Genomic DNA, 25808 nt, shown 5'->3' on the forward strand with positions numbered 1-25808 from the left:
CGAGTTTCCCTTCACCACCACCCCTTCGACCGAGGAGAAGACACCATGCGATTGAAACCCATCCTGGCGGCCGTAGCCGCAGCCGTTGCCGTGCCGGCGCTGGCGCAGAACATTACTGTCGTCAACTTTGGCGGCGCCAATGGGGCCGCCCAGAAGCGGGCCTACTTCGAGGCGTATGAAAAGGCCACAGGCGGCAAGATCACCGCCGTCGAATACAACGGCGAGCAGGCGCGGATCAAGGCGATGGTCGAAGCCAAGCGCGTGACGTGGGATGTGGTCGAGGTGGAAAGCCCCGACGTCAACCGCGGCTGCGACGAGGGCCTGTTCGAGAAAATCGATTGGGCAAAAGTCGGCAACAAGGCCGACTTTCTGCCGGCCGCCGTGCACGAGTGCGGCGTGGGCACTTTCGTCTGGTCCACCGTTCTGGCCTACAACGGCGACCGCCTCAAGACCGCGCCCACCTCGTGGGCCGACTTTTGGGACGTGCAGAAGTTTCCAGGCAAGCGCGGCATGCGCAAGGGCGCCCGATACAACCTGGAGTTCGCGCTGATGGCCGACGGCGTCAAGCCGGCGGACGTGTACAAAGTGCTCGCCACCAAGGAAGGCGCCGACCGCGCCTTCCGCAAGCTCACCGAGCTCAAGCCGCATATCCAGTGGTGGGAGGCGGGCGCCCAACCACCGCAGTTCCTGGTAGCCGGCGATGTTGTCATGACCACCGCGTACAACGGGCGCATCGACGCCGCCCAGCGCGAAGGCAAAAACCTCAAGATCACCTGGACGGGCGGCATCTATGACCTCGACTACTGGGTGATTCCGAAGGGTTCGCCCAACCGCGAGGCGGCGCACCGCCTCATCGCCATTGCCAGCTCACCCGAGGCGCAGGCCAACTACGCACGCCTGATCAGCTATGGCCCAACGAACAACAAGGCGCTGGCGCTGCTGGACAACAAGGTACAGGATCAGTTGCCGACATCGGCGGCCAATAGCCGTGACGCCCTGCGCTTCGACATTCGCTTCTGGGCCGACCAGGGCGAGGCTCTCGAGAAGCGGTTTGCGGCCTGGGCGGCACAATGACAGCGATGGCAGGCGCGACGAACGCCGAACTGGTGCGGCAACTGCGCCGCACCCAGCGCCGGCACCAGTGGCGGGCCGCCGCGCTGACGGCGCCACTGTTGCTGTTCCTGCTAGTGTTCTTTCTGGTACCGCTGGCCAGCCTGCTGGTGCGCGCGGTGGAGAACCCCGAGGTAGCGGATGCGCTGCCTGCCACCGCGCGCGCACTCGAGGACTGGGATGGCGCCAGTGCGCCGCCCGCGGCCGCGTATGCGGCACTGGTGCAGGATTTGCGCGCCCTGCCCGAAACCGCGCAGGCGGGGGCGCTGGCTCGCCGCCTCAACAGCGAAGTGCCGGGGGCACGCTCGCTGATCATGGGGGCTTACCGCGCCGCGCGGGACTGGGAAGCGCTACCCGACGACGCGCGCGCCGCGCTGCTGGCGCTGGACGAACGGTGGGTCGAATGGCCCTATTGGCAGGCCATTGCCAAGAACACCCAGCGCTGGACGCCGGATTACCTGCTGGCCGCAGTCGATGTGCGCCGCAGTGTCGAAGGACGTCTTGAACGCATACCGGCTGACGAAGCGGTATTCGGACAGATCCTGTGGCGCACCTTCGAGATCAGCGCCGTCGTCACGTTGCTGGCGCTGCTCATGGGCTACCCGCTGGCCTACTGGCTGAGCACCCTGCCGGAGCGACGCGCCAACCTGCTGCTGATTCTGGTGCTGCTGCCATTCTGGACCTCGGTGCTGGTGCGTATCGCGGCCTGGATCGTCCTGTTGCAAAACAATGGGCTGATCAACCGCCTGCTGCTGGCGCTGGGTGCGATCGATGAGCCGCTGGCGCTTCTGTTCAACCGCACCGGGGTCGTCATCGCGATGGTGCACATTCTGCTGCCCTTCATGATCCTGCCGCTGTACAGCGTGATGAAGACGGTTCCGCCCAATTACGTGCGGGCCGCAATCTCGCTGGGCAGCCATCCGCTGGCCGCCTTCGTGCGGGTGTACCTGCCGCAAACCTACCCGGGCGTGGCCGCGGGCGCGCTGCTGGTGTTCATCACATCGATCGGCTACTACGTCACACCGGCCCTACTGGGTGGCGCCAACGACCAGATGCTGAGCTACTACATCGCCCAGTACACCAATGTCGAAGTGAACTGGGGCATGGCGTGCGCGTTGGGGGCCGTCCTGCTGGGCGCCACGATGGTGCTGTTTGCCCTGTATCGCCGCGTGGCACGTGGTGGTCTGAGCCTAGGCTGAAGCGGAGACTGCCCATGCGTTCCTGGTTGCCCGATCTCCCGTCCCACTACCGCTGGTACGATTGTTTGGGTTGGTGGGCGCTGCGCTTGGCAGGCGTAGCAGTGCTAGTCTTTCTGGTGTTGCCGGTACTGGTCATCGTGCCCTTGTCGTTTAGCGACAGCACCTTCCTTGCCTACCCCATCGAGAACTGGTCGCTGCGCTGGTACCGCGAGATGGTCCATGCCCCCGAGTGGATTCGCGCCACGCGCAACAGCTTCATCGTGGCGCCCGCAGCCACCCTCATCGCTACCGTGCTGGGAACACTTGCGGCCATGGGTCTGGCGCGCGTGGCGTTTCCCGGCAAGGAACTCATCACCAGCCTCGTGATGACACCGATGGTGGTGCCAATCGTCGTGGTGGCGGTGGCGACGTACCTATCGTTTGCCAAGCTGGGGCTGACCGACACCTACCTGGGCTTGATCCTGGTACACGCAGCACTGGGCGCTCCGTTCGTCGTCACCACTGTGCTGGCCACGCTGCAGAACTTCAACACCAACCTGGTACGCGCGAGTCTGAGCCTGGGGGCCAGCCCGCTGCAGACCTTCTTTCGGGTCACGCTGCCGGTCATCGCACCTGGCGTCATTTCGGGTGCGCTGTTCGCGTTCGCCGTCTCGTTCGACGAAGTGGTGGTCACGCTGTTCCTCGCCGGCCCCGAGCAGGTGACACTGCCGCGGCAGATGTTTACCGGCATCCGTGAAAACATTTCGCCCACCATCGCCGCCGTCGCGACGCTGCTGACGCTGTTCACCACCGCGCTGATGCTGACGCTGGAGTGGCTGCGTGGCCGCCAGCGTTAACCCCGTCCCGGGCGCGGTGGCGTCACTGCGCACCCGCGCTGCGCCCATCGCTTGGGCCTCTGTCCACCCTGGCTGAGATGAGCATTCGATCGACCTTCAACCAACCCCTGGGCGGCAACGAAATGCCGCGCTTCGGTGGCCCCGCCACGATGATGCGCCTGCCCAGCGCCACCACGCCGGATGGTTTGGACGCGGCATTCATCGGCGTGCCGCTGGACATCGGCACCAGCCACCGCCCGGGCGCGCGCTTCGGCCCGCGCCAGATTCGCGCCGAATCCTGCCTGCTGCGCCCGTACAACATGGCCACAGGTGCCGCCCCATTCGACAGTCTGCAGGTCGCCGATCTGGGCGACGTGCCCATCAACACCTACCACCTGCCCAAATCGGTCGAGATTATCGAACGCCACTATCGGCCCATCGTGGACAGTGGCTGTGTCCCCCTGACCTTGGGCGGGGACCACACCATCGTGCTGCCCATTTTGCGGGCCGTGGCGGCCAGGCATGGACCGGTGGCACTCATCCACGTGGACGCGCACGCCGACGTCAACGAGCACATGTTTGGCGAGCCGCTGGCGCATGGCACGCCGTTTCGGCGCGCGGTGGTAGAAGGCCTACTGCAGGGCAACAAGGTGTGGCAGATCGGTCTGCGGGGCACCGGCTATGCGGCCGACGACTTCGACTGGCCGCGCCGCCAAAGGTTCACGATCGTGCCCGCGCACGAGGTGTGGGGGCAGTCGCTCGCCCCTCTGATGGCGCGCGTGCGCGCCGCCATTGGCCCCGACACCCCCACTTACCTGAGTTTTGACATCGACGGCATCGACCCGGCTTATGCAGGAGGCACGGGCACGCCAGAAATCGGAGGCCTGACCGTACCACAGGCCCTGGAAATCGTGCGCGGCTGCCGCGGGCTGAAACTGGTGGGCTGTGACTTGGTAGAAATTGCCCCGCCCTATGACCCCAGCGGTAACACGGCACTGCTGGGTGCCAACCTGCTGTACGAAATGCTGTGCGTGCTGCCCGGCGTGCGCTATCGGTGATGACAACTGGCTCCCTCGACTGTGCAGGTTTGATCCCCATCACAGAACCGCTTCGGGTGTCACCCACTGTATAGGCGCGGCCGCCCCAGCAGCGCTACAGTCTTGACCATTGCCCAACCCTTTGACAGAGACCACGCCCATGGACAGCCCCACTTCCCCGCTGGCCCTACTCAAGGACCCGACGCTGCTCAAAACCGACGCCCTGATCAATGGCCAATGGGTGGAAGGCAACGAACGGTTTGACGTGATCGACCCCGCCACCGGGCGCAAGTTGGCCGATGTGGCCAAGCTGGGCCCCGCCGACGCCGAGGCGGCGATTGCTGCCGCCGACGCTGCCTGGCCCGCCTGGCGCAACAAAACCGCCAAGGAACGCGCCAACCTCCTGCGCAAGTGGTACGAGCTGCTGATGGCCCATCAGGACGATCTGGGTCGTTTGATGACCGCCGAGCAAGGCAAACCCCTGCCCGAAGCCAAGGGCGAAGTCGCCTACGGAGCCAGTTTCGTCGAGTGGTTTGCGGAGGAGGCCAAACGCGTCAATGGGGAAACGCTGCCCACCTTCGACAACAACCGGCGCTTGCTGGTGCTCAAGCAGTCGATCGGCGTGTGCGCCGCCATCACGCCCTGGAACTTCCCGCTGGCCATGATCACCCGCAAAGTAGCGCCAGCGTTGGCCGCCGGTTGCCCGGTGGTCATCAAGCCAGCCGAGCAAACGCCGCTGACGGCGCTGGCTGCCGCCGAGTTGGCCGTTCGCGCCGGCATTCCAGCCGGCGTGCTCAATGTGCTGACCAGCGATGGCCCGGGCAGTGTCGCCATCGGCAAAGTGCTGTGTGACAGCCCGGTGGTGCGGCACCTGAGCTTCACCGGCTCCACCGAAGTGGGCCGCATCCTGATGGCGCAAAGCGCCCCCACCATCAAGAAGCTGTCGCTGGAACTGGGTGGCAACGCCCCCTTCATCGTTTTCGACGACGCGGACATCGACAGCGCTGTGGAAGGCGCGTTTGCCAGCAAGTACCGCAATGCCGGGCAGACCTGCGTGTGCTCGAACCGGATTTACGTCCAGGAGGGCGTCTACGAGGCGTTCGTGCAGAAATTCGCCGCCAAGGTAGCCACGGCCAAAGTGGGCAATGGCTTCGAGGAGGGGGTCAACCAAGGGCCGCTGATCGAAGAAGCGGCGGTGCAGAAAGTGTTGCGCCACGTGGAGGATGCGGTGGCCAAGGGTGGGCGGATTCTGACGGGGGGACGTCGCCTGGCGGGATTGTTCTTCGAGCCCACGGTGGTGGCCGACGCCACCGCCGACATGCTGTGTGCGCGCGAAGAGACCTTCGGCCCGTTCGCCCCGGTGTTCAAGTTCCGCACCGAGCAAGAGGTCATCGACGCTGCCAACGCAACCGAATACGGGTTGGCTGGCTATTTCTACAGCCGCGACGTCGGACGCATTTTTCGCGTGGCCGAGGCGCTGGAGTACGGCATGGTCGGCGTCAACGTCGGCATTCTGGCCACCGAGCACGTGCCGTTCGGCGGTGTCAAGCAGTCGGGCTTGGGGCGCGAGGGCTCGCACCACGGCATCGACGAGTACGTCGAGTTGAAATATGTCTGCATCGGCGATGTGCTCAAGTCATGAGCGCCTGCGCCGATGACGCAGGCGTATCGCGTCGATGCGCACCCTGCCCCACCCGTTCCGCTGCGGGGCACACATTCCCGGCCCCCCAGTGTCAGCGAGGCGGTACCGTCCACTGCCCGGCCGCGATCGTCGCGCGACGGCGACCCCCGGATGGTCGCCCCACGAATCCGCCGAGAGGCCGGACCCGCAGCCAAAACTGCTAAACTATGGTCTGACAAACAAGCGGCTGTCGTTCAATGGTAGGACCTGAGCTTCCCAAGCTCAAGACGTGGGTTCGATTCCCATCAGCCGCTCCAGAATCCTTTGACCCGGCGCTGGCCGGGTTTTTCGTTTGTGGGGCTTCATGTTCAAGCAACTGACCCTGTATCAATTGGCGCCCGACTTCACCGCCACGTTGGAGCATGCACAAGCCGCCTTGGCCGCACAGCCGTTTGCTCCTTGTGCGCCGACACAAACGCTCAGCGTCGGCTGGGTGGCCCCGCGCGGTGAGCCGCACGCACCGTTGATCGAATCGGTGGCGGGGCATTGGTTGATGCGCTTTTGCATCGAGACCAAGCGTGTGCCCGCCGCCGTGGTTCGGCAAGCGCTGCAGGAGCGCTGCGCCCGCATTCAAGCGGAAGAAGGACGCGAGCCCGGGCGGCGTGAGCAGCGCGAACTCAAAGAAGCCATCGAGTTGGAGCTGCTGCCGCTGGCGTTTCCACGCCGTGCCGCGGTTCAGGTATGGCTGGATCGGGCCCAGGGCCGTGTGGCGCTGGACACCACCACCGCCGCCCGGCTGGATGCCGTGACCACCGCACTGACACGAGCGCTGCCCGGCTTACGGTTGACACCGCTGCAAACGACGCTGGCGCCTGCCACTGCGATGGGCAACTGGCTCACTGGTGCAGCCGCCGACTGGCCACCGCATTTCGCCCCTGGGCGTGAGGTGGAACTCAAGGGCGACGGCGACAGCCCCGCCGTGGTCCGTTTTGCGCGCCATGTGCTCGAGCGCGAAGACATGCAGCGCCACCTGGCCCAAGGCAAGCGCCCGGCCCGGCTGGCGCTGGATTGGGAGGGCCGCGTGCAGTTCGTGCTCACCGACACGCTGCAGCTGCGTCGCATCATCTTCGACGACGGCGTATTCGCCACGCAGGGGCAATCCGACGACGGTGGCTTTGATGCCGACGCCGCCATCGCCACCGGTGAGCTCGCCACCCTGATCACCGATTTGATCAATGCCTTGGGTGGTCTGGCCCCTGGGACCTTCTGAGCTGCGCCGTCGCCGCGATTGCCACCGGTGAACGCACCACCCTGAGCACGGACCTCATTCACGCCTAGGGCGGCGCGGCCGCGGCGACCATGCGAAGGCGCTGCACACCACCGAAGCGCCCACCACCACAGGCAACGCGGCGCGCGGTTTAGCCCTTGAGGGTCTGCCCCGCCCCGTCGGTCACGCGCACCGCCACCGGAATACCCTGCTGCACGCTCATCGAAACGGTGCAAAACTGCTCGAATTGTCCCAAGATGCGGTCCAGATGCTCGTAGGTCTGTCCGGGGGACTCGAGCTGAATATCGACGCTGATGCCCTGAATGCGCAGGCGGTTGGCCTCGTTGCGACCAATGGTGGCGCGGGCCACCGCCTTCAGCGTTCCCGGGTCCTGTTTGAACTTGCTCAGAGCGAACGTCAGGCTGGCGCTGAGGCAGTTGGCCACTGCCGCCAGCAGCAGGTGGTTAGGGGTCGGCCCTTGGGACGCGCCCAGCGGCGGTGGCTCGTCACTGAACAGGTGCGGCGTGTCCAGCCCGAAGTCGATCTCGAACTGGTAGCCTTGACGACGGGTCAGGGTCACGGTGGCTTCAGCACTCATATACGGGTTTCTCCTCGGTAGATGCAGCAACCAACTTGATCAATCTCAAAATCAAGATCGTCGGCAGTCACCATCATACAAACTCCCAAGGGTATGCTCACGCCAATACCCTCTCCCTGCCCGCCCACGATAACGAGGAGACCCCGATGACCGCTTTCGACCCCCAGCGTCGCGCCATACTGGCCCGCTTGGCTGCCCTGGGCGCCATGACAGGCGTTGCTGCCGCCACCATGGCGCGCGCTGCCGCCCCGACGACTGCCGACGCCCCGGTCCGCATCGCAATCGTTGGCGCCGGCGCTGCCGGCTTGGCCACTGCCGCGCGCCTGCGCCGACGCTTGCCCAAGGCCACCATCACGCTCATCGACGCGCGCCGCGAACACTATTACCAGCCCGGTTTCACGCTGGTCGGCGCCGGCATCAAACCCATCAGTTACGTCATCTCCAGCACGCGCGAATACGTACCCGCTGGGGTCGAGTGGGTCGAGCAAGCGGCCGCCGAAATCGACCCCGAAGCACGCGTCGTGACCACGGCCACTGGCCAAAAGGTCGTTTACGACTACCTGATCGTCGCTTGCGGCTTGGAGCTGCACTACGAGGCGATCGAGGGTATGGAGCCGGCCTGGATCGGTCGAGACGGCGTCGGCAGCGTGTACAACGGACCACAGGCTGCAGCAGCCACGTGGCTGGCCATGTCCGCCTTTGCAGCCAAGGGCGGCGTGGGTTTGTTTGGACGCCCGCACACGGATATGAAGTGCGCCGGCGCTCCCTTGAAATACACCTTCATCACCGACGACCGGCTGCGGCGGGCAGGCCAGCGCGGCAAAGCGGAGTTGCATTACCTCGCACCGCAAAAAACGCTGTTTTCGGTGCCGATCGTCGCCGAAAAGGTACGCATGCTCTTTCACGAACGCGGCATTCGCACGCACATGGAGCACCAGTTGGTGGCCATCGACCTGGGGCGGCGTATCGCCACTTACCGTACCCCCAGCGGCACCACCGAGCTGGGTTACGACTTCATTCACGTCGTGCCGCCGATGCGCGCCCCGGCCGTCGTGCGCAACAGCCCATTGCCGTGGGCGGAAGGCCCCTTTGCGCGCGAGCAGTGGCTAGAGGTCGACCGTGAGACGCTGCGCCACAAGCGTTACCCCAATGTGTTTGGAATCGGCGACATCGCTGGCATCCCGAAGGGCAAGACCGCCGCCAGCGTCAAGTGGCAGGTGCCGGTGGCAGTGGATCACCTGGTGGCCGACTTGACGGGCAAACCCTCCAGCGAGCGCTACAACGGCTACACCTCGTGTCCGCTGATCACCCGACTGGGTCGCGCGATGCTCATCGAGTTCGACTATCAGGACAACCTGTACCAGTCGTTTCCAGGCTTCATCGCCCCTCTGGAGGAGCTGTGGGTGAGCTGGGTGATGAAAACCATGGCCCTCAAGCCTACCTATATCAGCATGTTGCGCGGTCGCGCCTGAGCTGCACCCAACACAGGAGCGTGACATGAAGGAATACGATCCGCTGGTTTTTCTGGCCGTGTTTCACGAGATGCTGGGCCCGCTGCTGTGGCTGCTGCCGCTGTTGGCGCTGGCCGTGACCGTGGGGTTTGTCTGGGTGCTGCGCCGTGAAGGGCGCCTCGTGTCGCGGCGGCTGCTGCTTGCCGAGGGGCTGGGGCTGATCGGTGGCGCCTTGGCGTTGGTATTGATGGCGGTGGTGTCCTCGTCCGGCTTCACCGATGCGGCAGGGCCCGCCGACTGGTTTCTGATTCTGATCGTCTATGGCGTCGGATTCGTGGCATCGACCGTGACCATCTACACGACCCTGGGTTTCCTGGCTGCCCGCCTGCGCGGCACGCCCCACTCCGCCCATGCGGATGGCTGACCCGCTTGCGAAACGCACGGGGGGCAGCCCCGACCGGCATCGTCAACCACACCGCGACAAGGGAGTGCTTGGCGCGCAGATGGGAGGTACTGAGCCGCAAGGAGCAGCCTCTGCCCGCGCCGGGTGCGCAGAATACCTGTCACCCGGCACAGCGGGTGCGTGCTGTCAGCCCCCGCCGCGCTGGGTATAGAGGGCCAGGCGGCGCTGAAAGTCGATCCAGTCAGCACCTGCCACGCCCTTGGCACATGCGGTCACCCGCAGCCGTGGCAAGCGCAATGAGGCCATCACACGCTGCGGCAGTGCGCTCCACGCCAGATGGACGGTCCCGTCGCCCAGCGCGACCTCGCAATGCTGGGCCGCGCCCCAGCGACACGGATAGGGTTGCAGCGCTGCGCGCAGCATGGCGCGCCACTCGGCGTCGGTGGCCGTCACCTCCTGTGTCCAGGCCACCGCGCACGCCGCTGCGCTCCTCTCATGCCCCCCCCACACCGTCAGCCCCCGGCAATCGGCGGCCAAATGGCCAAGGCTTCGCCGTCCTTCAACAGGCGCGTTGCCCGCTGCGGCGGCGGGATGAAGACCCCATCGACCAGCACCAAATGCACCAGCTTCGGCGGCAGGCCAAGGTGGTCGATGACGGCCTGCACCGACTGTCCAACGGCCCAATCCAACTCCACCTGATTCTGCCGGGCCTGCGGCGGCAAGTGATCGCTGAGCGTGGCAAACAATTTCAGGGTAACGGGCATGGGCACAACCTCTATCGCGCGGCCACGCATCGACGTGGATGCGAGGTGGCCAGCCGACTCAGCGACGGTGCACGTCGCCCGGACCACTCCACCCCGACTGCGCCTGGGCACGATCCAGATACGCTGCCATGAACTGGGTCGGGTCTTGCAGCAGGCGCTGCTTCCACGGCCCCAGACGCACCCGGCCTTCGACCAGCCCGCGCAGCGCACCGATGTGCTGGGTCCAGCCCACGCTGTTGCAGCCCACCATCACGTCGTCATCGAAGGCCAGACTGATGACGCGGTGGTGCGCTTCGTCGATGGTTTCGATGCGCTGCCCTCCCGGCACCCCTTGCCACTGGCCGAAGCTGGCCGAGATCAGCCCCAGGGTGTCGAGCACGTTGATCTGTGTGACGCCGCGCAGCTCGGCCGGCTGGCCCACCATATTGAGCGCGGCCACGCGCGCCTGCTCGGCCGCGTTGGGCTGGATGGCGCTGACGATGGTGGTGCCACTGACCTTGTCGAACGCTTCGGCGCAGTCGCCCGCGGCATAGATGCCCGGCACGTTGGTTTGCATGTGCTCGTCAGTCAGCACGCCCAGCAGGCACTGAATGCCGCTGTCCTGCAGGAAGCCAATGGCCGGACGGACGCCTGCGGCGATGATGACCAGCTCGGCTTCGACGCGCTGGCCGCCCGACAGCTGCACCACCAAGGCCCCACCAGCACCGGGCTCGATGCGCTCCAGCCGGGTGCCGGTGTGCACCGCCACGCCCTTGGCCTCGCACCAGCGGCGAATCATGCCGCCCGCGGCCGGCCCCATCATGCGCGGCACCATGCGGTCACCCATTTCCACCACCGTCAGCTGCACCCCACGCAATTGCAGCGCTTCCATGATGATGCAACCGATAAAACCCGCGCCCAGCTGCAGCACGCGCGCTCCAGGCTGCGCGCGCTGCATGATGGCGCGCGCGTCGTCGAGAGTCCAGCAGTGGTGGACTCCCGGCAAATCGATGCCCGGAATCGGCGGCTTGACCGGGTGCGATCCGGTAGCAATCAACAATCGATCAAACGGCAGCACCCGTCCGTCATCCAGGAAAACGGTGCGTGCTGCGGTGTCCACGCCGCGCGCGCGCCCCGCGACGCGCTCGATGCCCAGCCGCTCGTAGTGGTCGGCCCCTTTGCGCAGATATGTGCCCTGCTCGCCGATCTGGCCGATCAGCAGGTATGGGATGGCCATGCGCGAGTACGGTAGATGCGGCTCGTCACCCACCAGGGTGATGTGGTCACGCGGTGCGTGCTTGCGGATCGTCTCAGCAGCGATCACACCGGCGGGCCCCGCGCCCAGAATGACGTGATGGGTCATGGTTTGCGTATAAGAACAGGGAAATGCGCAGAAAAATGGTCGCCGCCGGGGCTGCCGCCCACGCCGATGGGCACGGCGGCAGCGCGATTGGAAGCGCGCCGACGGATCCGGCAGCCAGCCGACTCGGTCAGCGCGCTCAACCCAAACCCAGACGGGCCAACGTCTCGGCCGTTGGGCGGCCCTCGCTGTCCCAGCCCCGCGCCTCATAGTACTTGGGCAACATCTCGGGCAGCTTATTGACCAGACCCTTGGCCGGCCCGGTCTTGGCGGGCTCGGTCAGCAAGCGTGGCGGCAGCGTGTCGTCCTTGGCAGTGAAGCCGGCCGCATTGTTGAACGCACGCTCCATGTTCCAGATGCGCTCGCCAATCTTTTGCAGCTCCTCGACCGTGAATTCCTCACCACAGGCGGCTGCGACCTGCGGTGCCACGTCGGCCAGCGTCCACGCAAAACTGGTGAAGATGCAGATGCCGGCAGAGTCGAACGCAGCGGTGGCGTCCTGAAACGCCTTGACCAGCTCGGGCTTGCCTTCGGTGACGTGGGGATCGGTCTTGACCGGGATGCCCAACACTTCGGAGGCCACGGTGTAGCCGCGCAGGTGGCAGGCGCCGCGATTGCTGGTGGCGTAAGCCAGCCCCATGCCCTGGATGCCGCGGCTGTCGTAAGCCGGGAATTCCTGCCCTTTGACGCTCATCGACAGCTCGGGGTGGCCGTAATTCTCGCACAGGCGCTTGGAGCCCAGCCCGATTTCTTTACCGAAGCCCACGCCGTTGGCGGTCATCTCGGCCAACTCGCACAGGGCGCGCGCCGAGCCAAACGGCGCCTCGATGCCGATTTGCTCCTTGCTCAAGACGCCCAGCTCGTAGAGCTCCATCACCGCGCCCACGGTGGCCCCGAAGCTGATCGGATCCATGCCGTGCTCGTTGCAGATCAGATTGGCGTATTGCAGCGCCTCCAGGTCGTTGACGCCATTGGCCGCCCCAAGCGCCCACGCGGCCTCGTACTCCAGCCCGCCGCTGGCCCCCCAGTACTGGGGCTTGTTCTGCACGCTGAAGTGCGTCTCGTCGATTCTGCTGATCCGCCCGCACGCGATGGTGCAGCCAAAGCAGGCTTGATTCGTGACCAGATGGGTCTTGCCATCGGTGGGGCGCGGTGTCAGCATCGCCTCGGCCGAAATGTCTTTGGCCCCCTCGAACTGCACGTCGCGGTGGTTGCGCGTGGGCAACGCGCCGATTTCGTTGATGACGTTCATCAGCACCTGGGTGCCGTACTTGGGCAATCCCTGACCAGTGACGGCGTTGTCGGCCAGCACTTTTTTGGCGGCCCGGGTGGCAGCCATGAAGGCTTTGGGGTCGCGCACATTGCCCACCCCTTTGGTGCCACGCACCGCAATCGCCTTCAGGTGCTTGCTGCCGGCCACCGCCCCGACGCCGGAGCGGCCGGCGGCGCGGTGCAAATCGTTGACCACCGCCGCGTACAGCACTTGGTTTTCGCCGGCGCGCCCGATGCTGGAGATGCGCAGCAGCGGGTCTTGCAGGCTGGTTTTGAGGATTTCTTCGGTCTGCCACACCGACTTGCCCCACAGGTGCGAGGCATCGCGCAGCTCGGCCACGTCGTCGTTGATGTACAGATACACCGGCGAGGGCGCACGCCCCTCGAAAATGATCATGTCCCAGCCGGCGGCCTTGAGCTCGGCACCCCAGTAGCCACCGGAATTGGAGCAGGCAATCGCACCCGTCAGCGGCCCCTTGGTGATGACAGTGTAGCGCCCGCCGGTGGAGGCCAGTGTGCCGGTCAGCGGCCCCGTGGCCCAAATGATCTTGTTGTCCGGCGACAGCGGGTCGACTTTCGGGTCCACCTCCTCCACCAAATATTTGCTGCCCAGCCCGCGCGAGCCCAGGTACTGGCGCGCCCAGGTCATGTTCAACGGTTCGGCCGTGCAGGTGCCAGCCGTCAGATTCACACGCAGCAGTTTTCCAGCCCAAGCCATGGTCGTACTCCCCGTATCGGTTCAGGCGGCCACCGGCTGGTTGCCCAGCTTGTCGGCCCATTGCTGCATCCTGGACAGACCCGTCCAGTTGGCATCGATGAAGGTGATGGCACCGGTGGGACACGCCTCGGCGCAGGCCGGCTCGCCGCCGCACAGGTCGCATTTCTGCACCTTGCCGGTTTCCTGCACATAGTTGATGGTGCCAAACGGGCAGGCGATGGTGCACACCTTGCAGCCCACGCACGTGGTCTCATTGACCACCTTGGCCCCAGTGGTCTTGTCCACCGTGATCGCCTCCACCGGGCAGGCATGCAAGCACCACGCCTCGTCACACTGGGTGCAGGTGTAGGGTACCTTGCGTCCGGTGTGGTGAAAGTCGAACACCTTGATGCGCGATTTGGCGGTCGCAAAAACACCGTAGTTTTCGTACGAGCACGCCATCTCGCACGACAGACAGCCCGTGCACTTGGCCGGGTCGATGTGCAGCACTTTTTGCATGCGTTGTGTCTCCTGGTGGTCACCCTGCGCAGCGCCGCGCCGATGCCGCACGCGCCACTGCCTATGCGACTTCATTGTTGTGCAGCCCACCCACACCGCCACTAGGGATAACCCGCACACCACGGACCGGCACACACGAAATTCTCAAATTGAGACACCCGCTGAGACACCCGCGCCCCTGGTACGCCGTCTGCCTCGGCCCGACGCCAGCCCCCGAGCCGCTACCCTGGCCCACCCCATTGCGCAGCGGCCGCGCCCCCGCTAGGATTGCCAGCACGAGGCCAGCCGCGCTGCAAGGCGCGCCTGCGCGGTCACCGGCCGACCTCAACCCACCGTTGCAGGAGACCCACCCCGTGCCGCCCTCTTTCGCTGGTGACACCGGTGCTGCCCCGGCCCTACCGGTGGCCCAACGCCTGACGGCCATCGACTCGGCCCGCCGGCAATGGCTGCTCGGCGATGCGTCGTCCTGCGGCCACGCCTGCGTGCCCATCGAGCCCTGGATCGTGGCCTCCTGGCAACGCTGTCTGGCACGCGGGCGCCAGCCGCATGAACGGGTGGTGTTCGACACCGTCAGCGCCGCCGCCATGCGCCGGGCGCTGGAGGCCAATCACACCCTGCGCGCTGCCGCCGCCCCGGTCATCGCCCGCACCTTGGGTCGCGCCATGGCCGACACCGGCTATTTCGCCCTGCTGACCGACGCACAAGGCATCGTCATCGATGTGCACGGCCCGGTCGATCACGCCAACCGGCACGCACACGCCATCGCCCGCTTGGGCGTGGATTTATCGGAGACCGCGGTGGGCACCACCGCCATCGGCGCTGCTCTGGCCGAAAGGGTACCCGTGTGGCTACACCGGGGCGAGCACTTCTTTGATGACACCGCGGTGTACAGCTGCGCGGGCGCGCCGGTATTCGGACCCGACGGGCAGTGCCTGGGGATGCTGGACCTCACCGGCGTGCTCAGTCCGGAGCGGCGCGCGCTGCGACATTTGGTCAGCGTCACCGTGCGTCGTATCGAAGCCGCTTTGGTGCTGCGCCAGCCCCACGCGTTGACGCTGCGTCTGGGGTGGCCCGGACAGCTGCCGGGCGATGACGACGATGGCCTCCTGATCCTCGACGCCGACGGGCGCATCGTGGGCGCCAACCGCACGGCCACCGAGATGCTGGACCTGCGGGCGAACATCGGGGCGAGCGCGGGCGGCTGGCCCCACGCCGACGAGGTGTTTGCCGTGCCGTATGGCGACCTGTTCAGCGCCGCGCGACGGGGGCGCGGGCCGCTCGAAGTACCCAGTTGGCTGGGGCTGCGGCTGCTGGTGTTGGCGCAGTCGGGGGGCGACGACACCCAACACGGCCCCAGCTTACCTCTCAAAAGCCGGGAGGCGGCCCTCATCCGCCACGCCGTGGCGCAAGCTGGCGGCAATGTGGCCGAAGCGGCGCGGCAACTCGGAATCAGCCGGGCCACGGTCTATCGCAAGCTGGCCCAGCGCTGAGACCGGCAACACCTGCCGCGCCGATCAGCGCCGCGCGCTCGGGAAGAAGGCCGCCTCCCCCCCGATCCGATAACTGGCAATCGCTGCTTGCCCCATAGGCCCGGTGATCCAATCCACAAACGCTTGTGCCGCTGCCGTCTTGACGTGTGGGTGTCGTTCGGGGTTCACTCGAATCACCCCGTAGGGATTGAACAGGCGCGGGTCCCCCTCGACCAGCACGGCCAAATCGGCGCGGTTTTTGAAGTTCAGCCAAGTGCCGCGATCCGTCAACACATAGGCAGCGGTGGCGGCGGCCATGTTGAGCGCGGCCCCCATGCCGCAGCCGCATGGCCGATAGCCGCTCCATCCAGGCTCGGGTCGCCCCGCCTGCGCCCAAAACCGCAATTCGGCGGCGTGGGTTCCGCTCCTGTCGCCGCGTGAGACGAACGGCGCGTCGGCTGCCGCCACCTTACGCAGCGCCTCCACGATGTCGCGCCCCCGAACACCGGCGGGATCCGTCTTGGGCCCCACCAGCATGAAATCGTTGTACATGACCTCCAGCCGCTGCACCCCCCAGCCTTCCGCAACGAAGCGCTCCTCGGCCGCCTGATCGTGCACGAACAACACATCGGCATCGCCGCGGCGCGCCATGTCGATCGCTTGCCCGGTCCCCAGCGCCACCACCTTGACCTCGATCCCTGTCGCCTGTCGAAACCGTGGCAATAGGCGGCCGAAAAGACCCGACTGCTCCGTCGAGGTGGTGGAAGCCACGACGAGGGGCTGCGCGTGAACCGTCCACGCCACGAGACAGCCGACAGCCGTCAGTAACCAGGATAGCAACTTCATGGGGTTTCTCCAAGGACAAAAGCACGAGCCTGAGGCGAATGCCGCGCCAGGACATCGGGGTCGAAAAAATCATCCACAGGAAGATCGGCCAGAATGCGCCCTGCTTCCAGATAGACGACGCGGCTGGCCAGGCGCCGCACCTGCCCCAGTTGGTGACTGCTGAAAATCAGAGTCCCTCCCCCCTCCTGCGCTGGTGAGGCGCCAGGAGCGGCGAAAGTGCGGATCAAGGCCTCGACCTCGAGCCGGGCCTGCGGATCGAGGCTGGCGGTCGGCTCATCGAGCAGCCAGACATTGGGGTGCTGCGCCCAGGCCCGGGCCAGGGCCAACCGCTGCTGCTGCCCCCCCGACAAGGTCCGCCCGTTGCGCCCCGCGTAGGCCGCCAGGCCCACCCGCTCCAGCGCTTGCAGGGCCAGCACCCGCGCCTGTGCCCAGCGCTGCCCCTGCAACCACAGCGCAATCGCCACGTTGTGCAACGCGCTCGAGCGCATCAGGTACGGCCGCTGGAACACCAGGGCCGCACGCACCCCCGGGGCGCGGTGCAATACGCCCCCCACCGGCAACAGACCCATGAGCGTACGCAACAGCGTACTCTTGCCACTGCCGTTGCTGCCCACCAGCGCCACGCGCTCGCCAGGCTGCACGCGCAGGTCGATCCCGCGCAAGGCGTGTACCTGCCCCGCAGGGCCCAGACGGACGTGCACCCCGCGAAAGTCATATAGCGGCGTCATGCGCGCACCTCCAGCAGTGTAGGCCCATCCACCCGTTCGCGCCAGCGTCGCAGCAGCGCCACCAGGGCATTCAGGATCAGCACCACCCCCAGCAGGACGATGCCCAGCCCCAGCGCCAGCGGCAGATCGCCCTTGCTGGTCTCCAGCGCAATCGCCGTCGTCATGACGCGGGTAAAGCCATCGATATTGCCGCCCACGACCATCACCGCCCCCACCTCCGAGACCGCGCGCGCAAACGCCGTGATCACGACCGTCAGCAGCGCGTACCGCTCATCCCAAGCGAGCAGCCAGCCGCGCCACACCGTCCCGGCGCCCAGCGCGCGCAACTGCTCGCCGTACTGCGATTCCGCATCCTCCACCACCTGGCGCGTGAGCCCGATGACCAACGGCAACACCAGCACCGTCTGCGCCAGCACCATGGCCTGAAACGTAAACAACCACCCCAGAAAGCCCAGCGGCCCCGAGCGGGACAGCAGCAGGTACACCACCAGCCCGACCACCACCGATGGAACCGCCAGCAGCGTATTGACCAGCGTCACGACGGCAGCGCGCCCCGGAAAACGCGCCACGGCCAGCCATGTTCCAATCGACAACCCCAGCACGCACGCCAACCCGCAAGCGGTCGCACTGACCGCCAACGACCGCGCGACGATCTGCCGCAACGTCGCGTCCCCCGACAGGACCAACCCCCAGGCAACCGCCAACCCCTGCGCAAAAGACTCCATGACCGTGCATCGTAGCGGCCGAGCAAACGGCAAGCGCCCGTGGCTTTCCCGGTATGCAGCGGCGTGCATAGGCCTGGGGACACCGGCAGCGCAGGCGGTGCCCCCGTCACATCGGGCACACTGTGGGCATGCGCAGGATTGGGCTTCACTACCTTCTGGACGACACGGGCAGCGACCATGCCGCCCCGCTGCGCAACCCCTTGATGGATCTGCTGTACGCCGTGCGCACTGGCGGCTCGATCGCAGCGGCGGCGCGTGCGCTGGGGTGGTCGTACCGACATGCGTGGGGACAGCTCAAATCGTGGGAAGACCGGCTCGGTCAACCGCTCGTGCACTGGGAGCGGGGCCAGGCCGCCACCCTCACCCCGTTTGCCGAAAAACTCATCTGGACCGAGCGGCTGGCGCAGGCCCGCCTGATGCCACAGATCGAGGCCCTGCGGGCCGAGTTGGAGCGCACCTTCGCGCTGGCCTTCGACCCGGACAGCCATGTGCTGCCGCTGTACGCCAGCCACGACGACGCCCTGCCGCTGCTGCAGACACACGCGGCCGAACACGCGCGCCTGCACCTGGACATCCGCTTTTGCGGCAGCGTGGAAGCGCTGCGCGCACTCGACGACGGGCGCTGCGTGGTCGCTGGCTTTCACACGCGTGAGCAGCCAGGCATCGACAGCCCCGCTGCGCGCGCCTACCGGCCGCTGCTCGCCCCGGGGCGGCACAAGCTGCTGGGCTTTGCGCAGCGCTGGCAGGGCCTGATCGTCCCCCCAGGCAATCCCCGCCGGCTGCGCGGTCTGGCGGACGTCGTGCGCTGGCGGCTGCGTTACGTCAATCGGCCCGAAGGCACCGGGACCCGGCTGCTGTTGGATGAGCTGCTGCGCGAAGCGGGCCTGCAACCGCAGGAGCTGCCGGGCTACGACCGCTGCGAGCCCTCGCACGCCGCCGTTGCGCAGACGGTGGCCAGCGGCAGCGCCGATGCGGGCTTGGGTACACAGGCGGCCGCGCAGCGGCTGGGGCTGGGCTTCGTCCCCTTGGTGCGCGAACGCTATGCCCTCGCCTGCCTCGAAACTGCCCTGGAGCAACCCGGGCTGCGCGCCCTGCGCGACGTGTTGACCACGCCCGCCTGGCAGGCGCGACTGGCCGGCATTCCAGGCTATGCGCCGCAGGACTGCGGCGCCGTGCTCTCTCTGACCGCGACGCTGCCGTGGTGGCGGCTGCCGCCAAAGCGCCGGCTCAGGAAGGCCGTGGGGTCAGAATAGCTCCCGCTCGGCTTCCAAGTACGCCAAACTGGTGTACTTGCCAATATTGGAGTCGAACCCCGCCATCCCCCGCGCCCGTGCGGCCACGCGGGGGTCCTTGAGCACGAGTTCCTTGGCCTTTTCCAGCGGCACGCCGTCCTTGACGGCCTGCACGCACGGCTCCCAAATGCCCTTGAGGAAAGTGCCGTAGTCGCGCAGCAGCGTCTTGCTGCCGCGCCCATGCCCCGGCCACCACACTTGGTCGCCGGCGGCCTGTTGCAGCGCTTCGTAGTACTTGAACGTCCCCGGGTAGGAGCCATCGTCGATGTTGGCGATGCGGTTTTCCATCGCAATGTCGCCGACATAGGTGAAGCGATCCTGCACCACCTCCACGCACAGATCGGACGGCGTGTGCGCCTTGCCGTAGTGGTGCATGCGCAGGGTGACATCGCCAAACGTGAAACTCTGTCCGTGCTGCACCGGACGGTTAGGTGGCACCACCTTGGTACCCATGGTGGCCTGGTTGGTCCAGCGCTCCATCAGGCTGCGCCACAAATTACCCTCGGCCCCCTTGATCTGCTCGATGGTATGCGGCAGCGCATAAATGGGCAGCGCCGCGCCGTACGCGTTGACGAAAGCGTGGTTGCCCAACCAATGATCACCATGGTAGTGACTGTTGAAGATCGCCACCACCGGTTTGTCGGTGACGGTGCGAATCATGCGGATGGCCATCTCGCCATGCTGCAGCGAACAACCCGAATCCAGGATCACCACCCCCGCTGAGGTGACGACGAAAACGATGTTGGCCATCACGCCCCGGTTTTCCGGCGTGGGAAAGCCGTCCTTGGCATAAATCAACCACACGTGCGGGCTGATCTGCTCGGGCCGGATATCAGGCACCGGTGGTCCTTCGATGAAATCGTGCACCTGCTGGGCCAGCAATCGCACCTCTGGGGCGCTGGCCAGGGCCAAGCCGGCAACTCCCGCCCCCACACCCCAGCGCAACCACCGGCGCCGATCCATCCTGTCGTCGTGCATGACAGTGTCTCCTCAAGCCCGAGCCAATACCTGTCTATCAGTATAAAACGATGCCCAAATTCTCTGACCGCAGCCGTCGTTTGTAAAGTCCCGCTTCGGGACGCACGTGTGACACCCCGGCGACGGGGTCGTTCCGTGGCCCGTTGCGCGCTTGCCGTTGCCGCCGGAGATCATCACGGGCGCGACCGGGTCAGGGTGCGCAAACATGACCGCCCCGGGGACACACGGCACCACGCTGCAGCGCGGCACGTGCGCCCCGTCACACACCGGGCTGCAACGTCACCGTGACCTCTCGCTGTGCTTGGCCCCGCCGCACGGTCAGACGCACGGTGTCGCCGACGCGGTATTCGTCCAGCCGGGCCAGCAGCTGCCCGACTTCCTCGACGGCGCGTCCATTGACGGCGGTGATCACATCGCCCGGCTCGATGCCCGCCGGCGCGACACGCACGCCCTGTAAACCCGCCTTCTCGGCTGCCGAGCCGGGCGACACCCGCAGCACATAGACGCCCGCGACCCCCGTGAGCGCTGCCAGACGTTGATTCAAGCCTTCGTCCGCTTCGATCCCCAGCGCCGGCCGAATGTAGCGCCCATGCTGGATGATCTGCGGCACCACGCGCATCACCGTGTCCACCGGCACGGCAAACCCAATGCCTGCACTGGCGCCGGAGGGACTGTAGATGGCGGTGTTGATACCGATCAACCGCCCCGCCGAATCGAGCAGCGGCCCGCCAGAGTTGCCGGGATTGATGGCGGCGTCGGTCTGAATCAAGTGTTCGATGGGCGGCCCACTGCGCTCATTGGGCAGGGTGCGATCCAGCGCCGAAACGATCCCGGTGGTCAGCGTCCAGTCCAGGCCGAATGGATTGCCGATGGCAAAGACCTTTTGCCCGACGCGTAGGTCATGGCTGGTGCCGATGGGCACGGGCGGCGGCCGCTTGAAGCCGACGCCAATACGCAACACCGCGATGTCGTGCGCGGGCGATGCGCCCACCAAGGCGGCTTGGTAGTCGCGCCCGTCGGCCAGACGAACCGTGGCACCGGAGGCGCCCTCCACGACGTGGTAGTTGGTGACGACGTGGCCGGCCTCGTCCCAGATGAAACCGGAACCGGTGCCCCGCGGCACTTCGAACACGTTGCGCGTCCAGAAGTCGCGCACCCGCTGCACGGTGCTGATGTAGACCACCGAGTCGCGCGCCTTCTCGAACAGCTCGATGGTGGCTCGCTCATCGGCGGCCAGATCGCCGCGTGGCGTGACGGTGCGCGGCACCGTCTGTGGCGCTGCCGGCATCAACCAAGCTTGCAGAACCGGCGTCAGACGCCACGCCAGCATCAACAGCAAAACCGAGGCGACGATGGTCAACCAGCGGCGCAGAAATCGATCGGGCGCGGGGTGCGGCGGGGCAGGTTGCAACGGCGGGTACGACGGCATATTCAATTTTCTCGCTCTGGCTCGGGAATCGCATCAAGCCGCCGCGGACGCGGTGCCGGGCACACGCAAGCCTTGGGTCAGGGTACGAATGTCGGCCTCCTCCAGTGTCTCACGCTCCAGCAACGCCCGAGCGCTGCGCTCCAGGATATCGCGGTTGTCTTGCAAAATGCCCAGCGCGCGCTCGAACGCTCCCATGACGATGGCGCGGATGGCGGCGTCGATGCGCGCCTGGGTGGATTCGGCCACTCGGCAGCCGCCGGCCACCGGCTCCGGTACATCCAAAAAACGCGGCCGCTGGGGCTCGAATGCAATATAGCCCAAGTCCTCGTCCATGCCGTAGCGCGTCACCATGTCGCGGGCGATGTCGGTGGCGCGCGCCAAGTCGTCCGCCGCGCCGGTGGAGAGCTCACCGAAGACGAGCTTTTCGGCCGCGCGGCCACCCAACAGGACCGCGATCTTGTGCTCCAACTCGCGGCGGCGCATCAAAAAGCGGTCCTCGGTGGGGCGTTGTAAGGTGTAGCCCAACGCGCCCACGCCGCGCGGCACGATGGAAATCTTGTGCACCGGATCCGACCCCGGTAGCGCCAAGGCCACCAGCGCGTGCCCCATTTCGTGGTACGCCACGGTGCGGCGCTCCGTTTCGTTGAGCACGCGGTTGCGCCGCTCCAGTCCAGCGACGATGCGCTCGAACGCCGCCGTCAAGTCGGCCATGCCCACCGCATCGGCCTTACGACGGGTGGCAGCCAGCGCCGCTTCGTTGATCAAATTGGCCAGATCCGCCCCGGAAAAGCCGGTCGTCAACCCCGCCACGCGCACCAAATCGACGTCCGGCGCCAGCCGCACCTTGCGTGCATGCACCTGCAAAATGGCCAGTCGCCCTTTTTTGTCGGGACGATCCACCAGCACTTGCCGGTCGAACCGCCCGGCGCGCAGCAGCGCAGGGTCCAAAATCTCGGGTCGGTTGGTTGCCGCCAGAATGATCAATCCCACCGAGCCGTCGAAGCCATCCATCTCGGTGAGCAGCTGGTTGAGCGTTTGCTCGCGCTCGTCATGCCCACCCACCAGGCCGCCGGCGCCGCGTGCGCGACCCAGCGCGTCGAGCTCGTCGATGAAGATGATGGCCGGCGCCTTGGCGCGCGCTTGCTCGAACAGGTCACGCACGCGCGCTGCCCCCACGCCGACGAACATCTCGACGAACTCTGAGCCGGAGATGGAGAAAAACGGCACGCCGGCCTCGCCCGCCACGGCCTTGGCCAGCAACGTTTTGCCCGTGCCCGGCGGTCCCACCAGCAAGACACCCTTCGGAATGCGTGCCCCCAGTCGCCCGTACTCTTGCGGGTGGCGCAAAAAGTCCACCACTTCGGCCAACTCGGCTTTGGCCTCATCGACCCCGGCCACGTCGTCGAAACGTACCCCGGTGTTTTGCTCCACATAGACCTTGGCGCGACTCTTGCCGATGCTCATGAAGCCGCCCACGCCCTGTTTTTCCGCGATCTTGCGGAACAGAAAAAACCACACCGCGAAAAACACCAGCGCCGGCAGCACCCACGACAACACGTCGCGCAGCAGGGTGCTTTCCACGACGCGGGTATAGGGCACCTCGTACGGTGCCAGGCGTGCGGCCACATCGGGCTCGACGCGGTTGGCCACGATCACCGTTTTGCCCCGCTCGTCGGGCGACTTCAGCCGCCCGGTGATGGTGCGGTCGCCCACCAGCACCTCGGCCACCCGCCCGTCGCGCAATGCTTGTTCGAACTCGCTGTACGGGACGGGCTGCACGCTCGCGGCCGTTTGCCACCAATTCTGCAGCGCCAGCAGCAGCACGAAGGCCACCAGCCAGTAGCCCGCATTCCAGGTCTTTTGCTTGTCCATTGCCGCCTCTGCTCACAGACCGCGCGCTCGGCAGTAGGCCAGCTCGGCGCGCAGACGCTGCAGCTCTTCGCTCAGGTCGGCCACCAAAGCCGCCAGTGCGGGGTCGGCATCGAACTGGCGCTCGATGGCTGCCATCTGCTGGGCGCGCCAGACCGTCGTCGCCGAAAAGGTACACACGCCCCCGCGCCATGTAGCGCTGAGCAACTCGTCTCGTACGCGTGCCAGTACCCACTGCGGGGCGACACCACACAAGCGTGCCAACTGCTCCACGCTCAGCGCATCGCCCTCGATCAATTCTACCGCCTCGCAGACGACCGTCGATGGTGTCCGGCTCATCGTCGTGCTCCTTACCATGTGCTGCCCGTCGGGCGCGGGTCGAAGCCGGGATACGCTTTGGCCAAGGCCGCCCACGCGGCCTTCTGCTCGGCGGTCACCGCCCCCGGCGCCACCACGTCCAGCTCCAGATAGAGGTCACCGGGCTCGCGCCCTGGAATGCCCTTGCCACGCACCCGCAACTTGCGCCCGGCGCTCGATCCCGCCGGCACGTGCACCGTCAACGCGCCGGCAGGCGTGGCCACCGTGATGTCGCCACCCAACACCGCCTCCCAAGGTGCCACGGGCACACGCAGCGTCACATCGCGCCCCTGCACGCGTGCCCGCTCGCTGGTGCGAATGTGCACCCGCAAAAACAAGTCGCCGCTGAGGCCACCGTCCAGGCTCGGCAAACCCTGCTCGGCCAGACGAATCAGCTGCCCTTCGGCCACGCCGGCCGGCACTTTCACCTCCAGCGTGCGTGTGCGCGGTACCACGTGGCCATCGGCATCCAGCGCCACGGTCTGCAGCGTCAACGTGCGCTGCGCACCCCGATAGGCCTCGTCCAGGGTCAGGGTGATCTCGGCATGCTGGTCTTCACCCCGGTGGTGGGCAGCGCGTGTCCCCTGTGTCGCATGCGACCCCGTACGGCGTGCCCGCGCGCGCGCCGCATGCCCGAACAACTCGTGGAAAAAATCGCTGTAGCCGTCATCGAAGGCAAAGCCCGCATCATCGGCACTGGCATGCGTCCAACCGCCGGCGGCTTGTCGACGGCGCGCCCATTGCCGTGCCGCCTCCGCCGCCTCTTCTGTGCGTGCGCCTTGGGCCCAGGCCTCGTGACCCACCGCATCGTAGATCTTACGCTTTTCGGGGTCGGACAACACCTCGTTGGCCTCGTTGATCGCTGCCATACGCTGCGCAGCGTCGGGCTCTTTGCTCACGTCCGGGTGGTATTTGCGTGCCAGGCGCCGATAGGCCTTTTTGATGTCGTCAGCGCTGGCATCGCGTGCCACTCCCAGCGTCGCGTAATAGTCAGGGAACTGCATCGCCGTATCCTTGGGTTTGGATGGGCACACCAAGCCACCGGTGTCCCTCACACTGTAGCGTCAAATGGGGGCACCGGTATGACATGGCAAGGGGCGCGAGCGCACCCGTACCGCGCGGCACCCGGTTTCACCGGCACGAAAGGGGCTGCAGACTGAACATGCTCTCGTCCGGGAGCCTGGAGCGGCGCAGTCGATGTCGCGCGGAGGCGTACACGGCGCCGCTGCATAACCACGCCGACGCTTCGAAGATGAAAGCCGCAAGGACGGCGCGGCTCTGGTCGGGCATGCGCGATAATCCCAGATTGTCCATTAGCCATTTTTCGTGAATTTGGTGCGAGGGAAGGTCTGCAAAACCTCCCCACCTGACTGCCGGGATGGGACAATAGCGACATGAAGCAGATGAGTCTTCAGGCGCCGATGTATACGGGCTTTGAGCTGCGCACCAAGCGCACCCGCAAGCGTGAGTTTTTGGAGCAGATGGAGCGTGTGGTGCCCTGGAAAGAGCTGGTTGCGCTCATCGAGCCGTATGCGCCCAAGGCAGGCCCCAAGGGTGGTCGTCCACCCTTTGCGGTCGAGAAGCTTTTGAAACCTCTGCACAACCCAGCCTATTCGTTCCAGAGGACGCGGTGATGGTAGACTTTGTTTCACATGACGGGATCAGGGGCAGATTTTGAGTTATTTTCCGCTCCAGAAGCCCCTTTCGTGGGCCTCCTGAGGCCTCGTCGGCCCCCAGTGGCGCCGTGGCGGGCGCACTTATCCCGTTGCAGCCAACTAGGCCTTGCGCACCAGCCACAGATTGACCAGCGCAAACAGGACGTTGAGTTGCGCGCCGTTCTTGGCCAAGCCTCGATAGGGCGTCTTGCAGTAGTCGCCCCTGAAATATTCATAACATCATGATTTTTCTTGTGTTATTGTCTGTTTGCGAGTACAATTTCCCCCAGATTTGATGGTCTGATGCGCCGTTTTCTGGGAGTTTTTCGATGTTTGCCTGCCCCGCCACCGAGGACTTCTTCCGCTTG

At 66.1% G+C, this 25808-nt stretch carries 24 protein-coding genes, 1 tRNA gene and 1 pseudogene; 12 read left to right on the forward strand and 14 right to left on the reverse strand.

What is annotated here, in order from left to right; all coding sequences use genetic code 11:
- Positions 1–45 precede the first annotated feature (45 nt).
- From Tchar_RS05255 to Tchar_RS05285, 7 genes are all read left to right on the forward strand, one after another.
- The gene (locus Tchar_RS05255; protein WP_144328025.1) at positions 46–1074 is read left to right on the forward strand and encodes an ABC transporter substrate-binding protein; all 1029 of its coding nucleotides are present in this window, start codon (positions 46–48) and stop codon (positions 1072–1074) included.
- On the forward strand, positions 1071–2309 hold the full coding sequence (locus tag Tchar_RS05260; protein ID WP_144328026.1) for an ABC transporter permease: 1239 nt from the start codon (positions 1071–1073) through the stop codon (positions 2307–2309). The genes Tchar_RS05255 and Tchar_RS05260 overlap by 4 nt, the downstream gene beginning before the upstream one ends.
- Positions 2310–2323: 14 nt before the next feature.
- On the forward strand, positions 2324–3145 hold the full coding sequence (locus Tchar_RS05265) for an ABC transporter permease (RefSeq protein WP_144328027.1): 822 nt from the start codon (positions 2324–2326) through the stop codon (positions 3143–3145).
- A gap of 77 nt (positions 3146–3222) precedes the next feature.
- Complete coding sequence (gene speB, locus Tchar_RS05270; protein ID WP_144328028.1) at positions 3223–4182, forward strand: agmatinase; 960 nt, start codon at positions 3223–3225, stop codon at positions 4180–4182.
- A gap of 139 nt (positions 4183–4321) precedes the next feature.
- A complete protein-coding gene (locus tag Tchar_RS05275; protein WP_144328029.1) occupies positions 4322–5803 on the forward strand; it encodes an NAD-dependent succinate-semialdehyde dehydrogenase in 1482 nt (493 codons plus the stop codon).
- 222 nt (positions 5804–6025) lie between these two features.
- Positions 6026–6099, forward strand: a tRNA-Gly gene (locus tag Tchar_RS05280).
- Positions 6100–6146: 47 nt separating this feature from the next.
- Positions 6147–7052: a recombination-associated protein RdgC gene (locus tag Tchar_RS05285; RefSeq protein WP_144328030.1), complete on the forward strand. Its 906-nt coding sequence runs from the start codon at positions 6147–6149 to the stop codon at positions 7050–7052.
- A 148-nt stretch (positions 7053–7200) separates the two neighbouring features.
- On the opposite strand, the gene Tchar_RS05290 is transcribed toward Tchar_RS05285, so the two are convergent.
- Positions 7201–7647, reverse strand: a complete 447-nt coding sequence (locus Tchar_RS05290; protein WP_144328031.1) for an OsmC family protein — start codon at positions 7645–7647, stop codon at positions 7201–7203.
- 146 nt (positions 7648–7793) lie between these two features.
- On the opposite strand from Tchar_RS05290, the gene Tchar_RS05295 reads away from it, so the two are divergent.
- Complete coding sequence (locus Tchar_RS05295; protein WP_144328032.1) at positions 7794–9119, forward strand: NAD(P)/FAD-dependent oxidoreductase; 1326 nt, start codon at positions 7794–7796, stop codon at positions 9117–9119.
- Positions 9120–9144: 25 nt separating this feature from the next.
- The gene (locus Tchar_RS05300; RefSeq protein ID WP_144328033.1) at positions 9145–9522 is read left to right on the forward strand and encodes a DUF5368 domain-containing protein; all 378 of its coding nucleotides are present in this window, start codon (positions 9145–9147) and stop codon (positions 9520–9522) included.
- A 165-nt stretch (positions 9523–9687) separates the two neighbouring features.
- On the opposite strand, the gene Tchar_RS05305 is transcribed toward Tchar_RS05300, so the two are convergent.
- The 5 genes from Tchar_RS05305 to Tchar_RS05325 form a co-directional block, all read right to left on the reverse strand.
- Positions 9688–9972 carry a hypothetical protein gene (locus Tchar_RS05305; RefSeq protein WP_144328034.1) on the reverse strand — a complete coding sequence of 95 codons (285 nt, stop codon included), beginning with the start codon at positions 9970–9972 and terminating at the stop codon, positions 9688–9690.
- 41 nt (positions 9973–10013) lie between these two features.
- The gene (gene thiS, locus Tchar_RS05310; protein WP_144328035.1) at positions 10014–10265 is read right to left on the reverse strand and encodes a sulfur carrier protein ThiS; all 252 of its coding nucleotides are present in this window, start codon (positions 10263–10265) and stop codon (positions 10014–10016) included.
- A gap of 58 nt (positions 10266–10323) precedes the next feature.
- Entirely contained in the window at positions 10324–11607 is a 1284-nt protein-coding gene (locus Tchar_RS05315; RefSeq protein WP_144328036.1) for an NAD(P)/FAD-dependent oxidoreductase, read from the reverse strand.
- 136 nt (positions 11608–11743) lie between these two features.
- Positions 11744–13594: an aldehyde ferredoxin oxidoreductase family protein gene (locus tag Tchar_RS05320; RefSeq protein ID WP_144328037.1), complete on the reverse strand. Its 1851-nt coding sequence runs from the start codon at positions 13592–13594 to the stop codon at positions 11744–11746.
- A 21-nt stretch (positions 13595–13615) separates the two neighbouring features.
- On the reverse strand, positions 13616–14092 hold the full coding sequence (locus Tchar_RS05325; protein ID WP_144328038.1) for a 4Fe-4S dicluster domain-containing protein: 477 nt from the start codon (positions 14090–14092) through the stop codon (positions 13616–13618).
- Positions 14093–14445: 353 nt separating this feature from the next.
- On the opposite strand from Tchar_RS05325, the gene Tchar_RS05330 reads away from it, so the two are divergent.
- On the forward strand, positions 14446–15582 hold the full coding sequence (locus Tchar_RS05330) for a helix-turn-helix domain-containing protein (RefSeq protein ID WP_201739307.1): 1137 nt from the start codon (positions 14446–14448) through the stop codon (positions 15580–15582).
- 24 nt (positions 15583–15606) lie between these two features.
- On the opposite strand, the gene Tchar_RS05335 is transcribed toward Tchar_RS05330, so the two are convergent.
- From Tchar_RS05335 to Tchar_RS05345, 3 genes are read right to left on the reverse strand one after another with little or no spacing between them, the layout of a single operon-like run.
- Complete coding sequence (locus Tchar_RS05335) at positions 15607–16407, reverse strand: substrate-binding domain-containing protein (protein ID WP_144328039.1); 801 nt, start codon at positions 16405–16407, stop codon at positions 15607–15609.
- Complete coding sequence (locus Tchar_RS05340; RefSeq protein WP_143969083.1) at positions 16404–17135, reverse strand: ATP-binding cassette domain-containing protein; 732 nt, start codon at positions 17133–17135, stop codon at positions 16404–16406. The genes Tchar_RS05335 and Tchar_RS05340 overlap by 4 nt, the downstream gene beginning before the upstream one ends.
- Positions 17132–17860, reverse strand: a complete 729-nt coding sequence (locus tag Tchar_RS05345; RefSeq protein ID WP_144328040.1) for an ABC transporter permease — start codon at positions 17858–17860, stop codon at positions 17132–17134. The genes Tchar_RS05340 and Tchar_RS05345 overlap by 4 nt, the downstream gene beginning before the upstream one ends.
- Positions 17861–17988: 128 nt before the next feature.
- Between Tchar_RS05345 and Tchar_RS05350 the strand changes: the two genes are divergently transcribed.
- Positions 17989–19113: a substrate-binding domain-containing protein gene (locus Tchar_RS05350; RefSeq protein WP_144328041.1), complete on the forward strand. Its 1125-nt coding sequence runs from the start codon at positions 17989–17991 to the stop codon at positions 19111–19113.
- Here Tchar_RS05350 and Tchar_RS05355 read toward each other — a convergent pair.
- From Tchar_RS05355 to Tchar_RS05375, 5 genes are all read right to left on the reverse strand, one after another.
- A complete protein-coding gene (locus tag Tchar_RS05355) occupies positions 19105–20130 on the reverse strand; it encodes an MBL fold metallo-hydrolase (protein ID WP_144328042.1) in 1026 nt (341 codons plus the stop codon). The genes Tchar_RS05350 and Tchar_RS05355 overlap by 9 nt on opposite strands.
- 259 nt (positions 20131–20389) lie before the next feature.
- Positions 20390–21559, reverse strand: coding sequence for a S1C family serine protease (locus Tchar_RS05360; protein ID WP_144328043.1), 1170 nt, complete (start codon positions 21557–21559; stop codon positions 20390–20392).
- Positions 21560–21592: 33 nt separating this feature from the next.
- A complete protein-coding gene (gene ftsH / locus Tchar_RS05365; RefSeq protein ID WP_144328044.1) occupies positions 21593–23431 on the reverse strand; it encodes an ATP-dependent zinc metalloprotease FtsH in 1839 nt (612 codons plus the stop codon).
- Between the two features lie 12 nt (positions 23432–23443).
- Positions 23444–23767: a MerR family transcriptional regulator gene (locus Tchar_RS05370; RefSeq protein ID WP_144328045.1), complete on the reverse strand. Its 324-nt coding sequence runs from the start codon at positions 23765–23767 to the stop codon at positions 23444–23446.
- Positions 23768–23778: 11 nt separating this feature from the next.
- Positions 23779–24789: a DnaJ C-terminal domain-containing protein gene (locus Tchar_RS05375; RefSeq protein ID WP_144328046.1), complete on the reverse strand. Its 1011-nt coding sequence runs from the start codon at positions 24787–24789 to the stop codon at positions 23779–23781.
- A 390-nt stretch (positions 24790–25179) separates the two neighbouring features.
- On the opposite strand from Tchar_RS05375, the pseudogene Tchar_RS05380 reads away from it, so the two are divergent.
- A pseudogene (locus tag Tchar_RS05380) lies at positions 25180–25377 on the forward strand (IS5/IS1182 family transposase); the annotation flags it as partial.
- Between the last annotated feature and the right edge of the window lie 431 nt (positions 25378–25808).

The organism is Tepidimonas charontis (genome assembly GCF_007556685.1).
GTDB lineage: Bacteria > Pseudomonadota > Gammaproteobacteria > Burkholderiales > Burkholderiaceae_C > Tepidimonas > Tepidimonas charontis.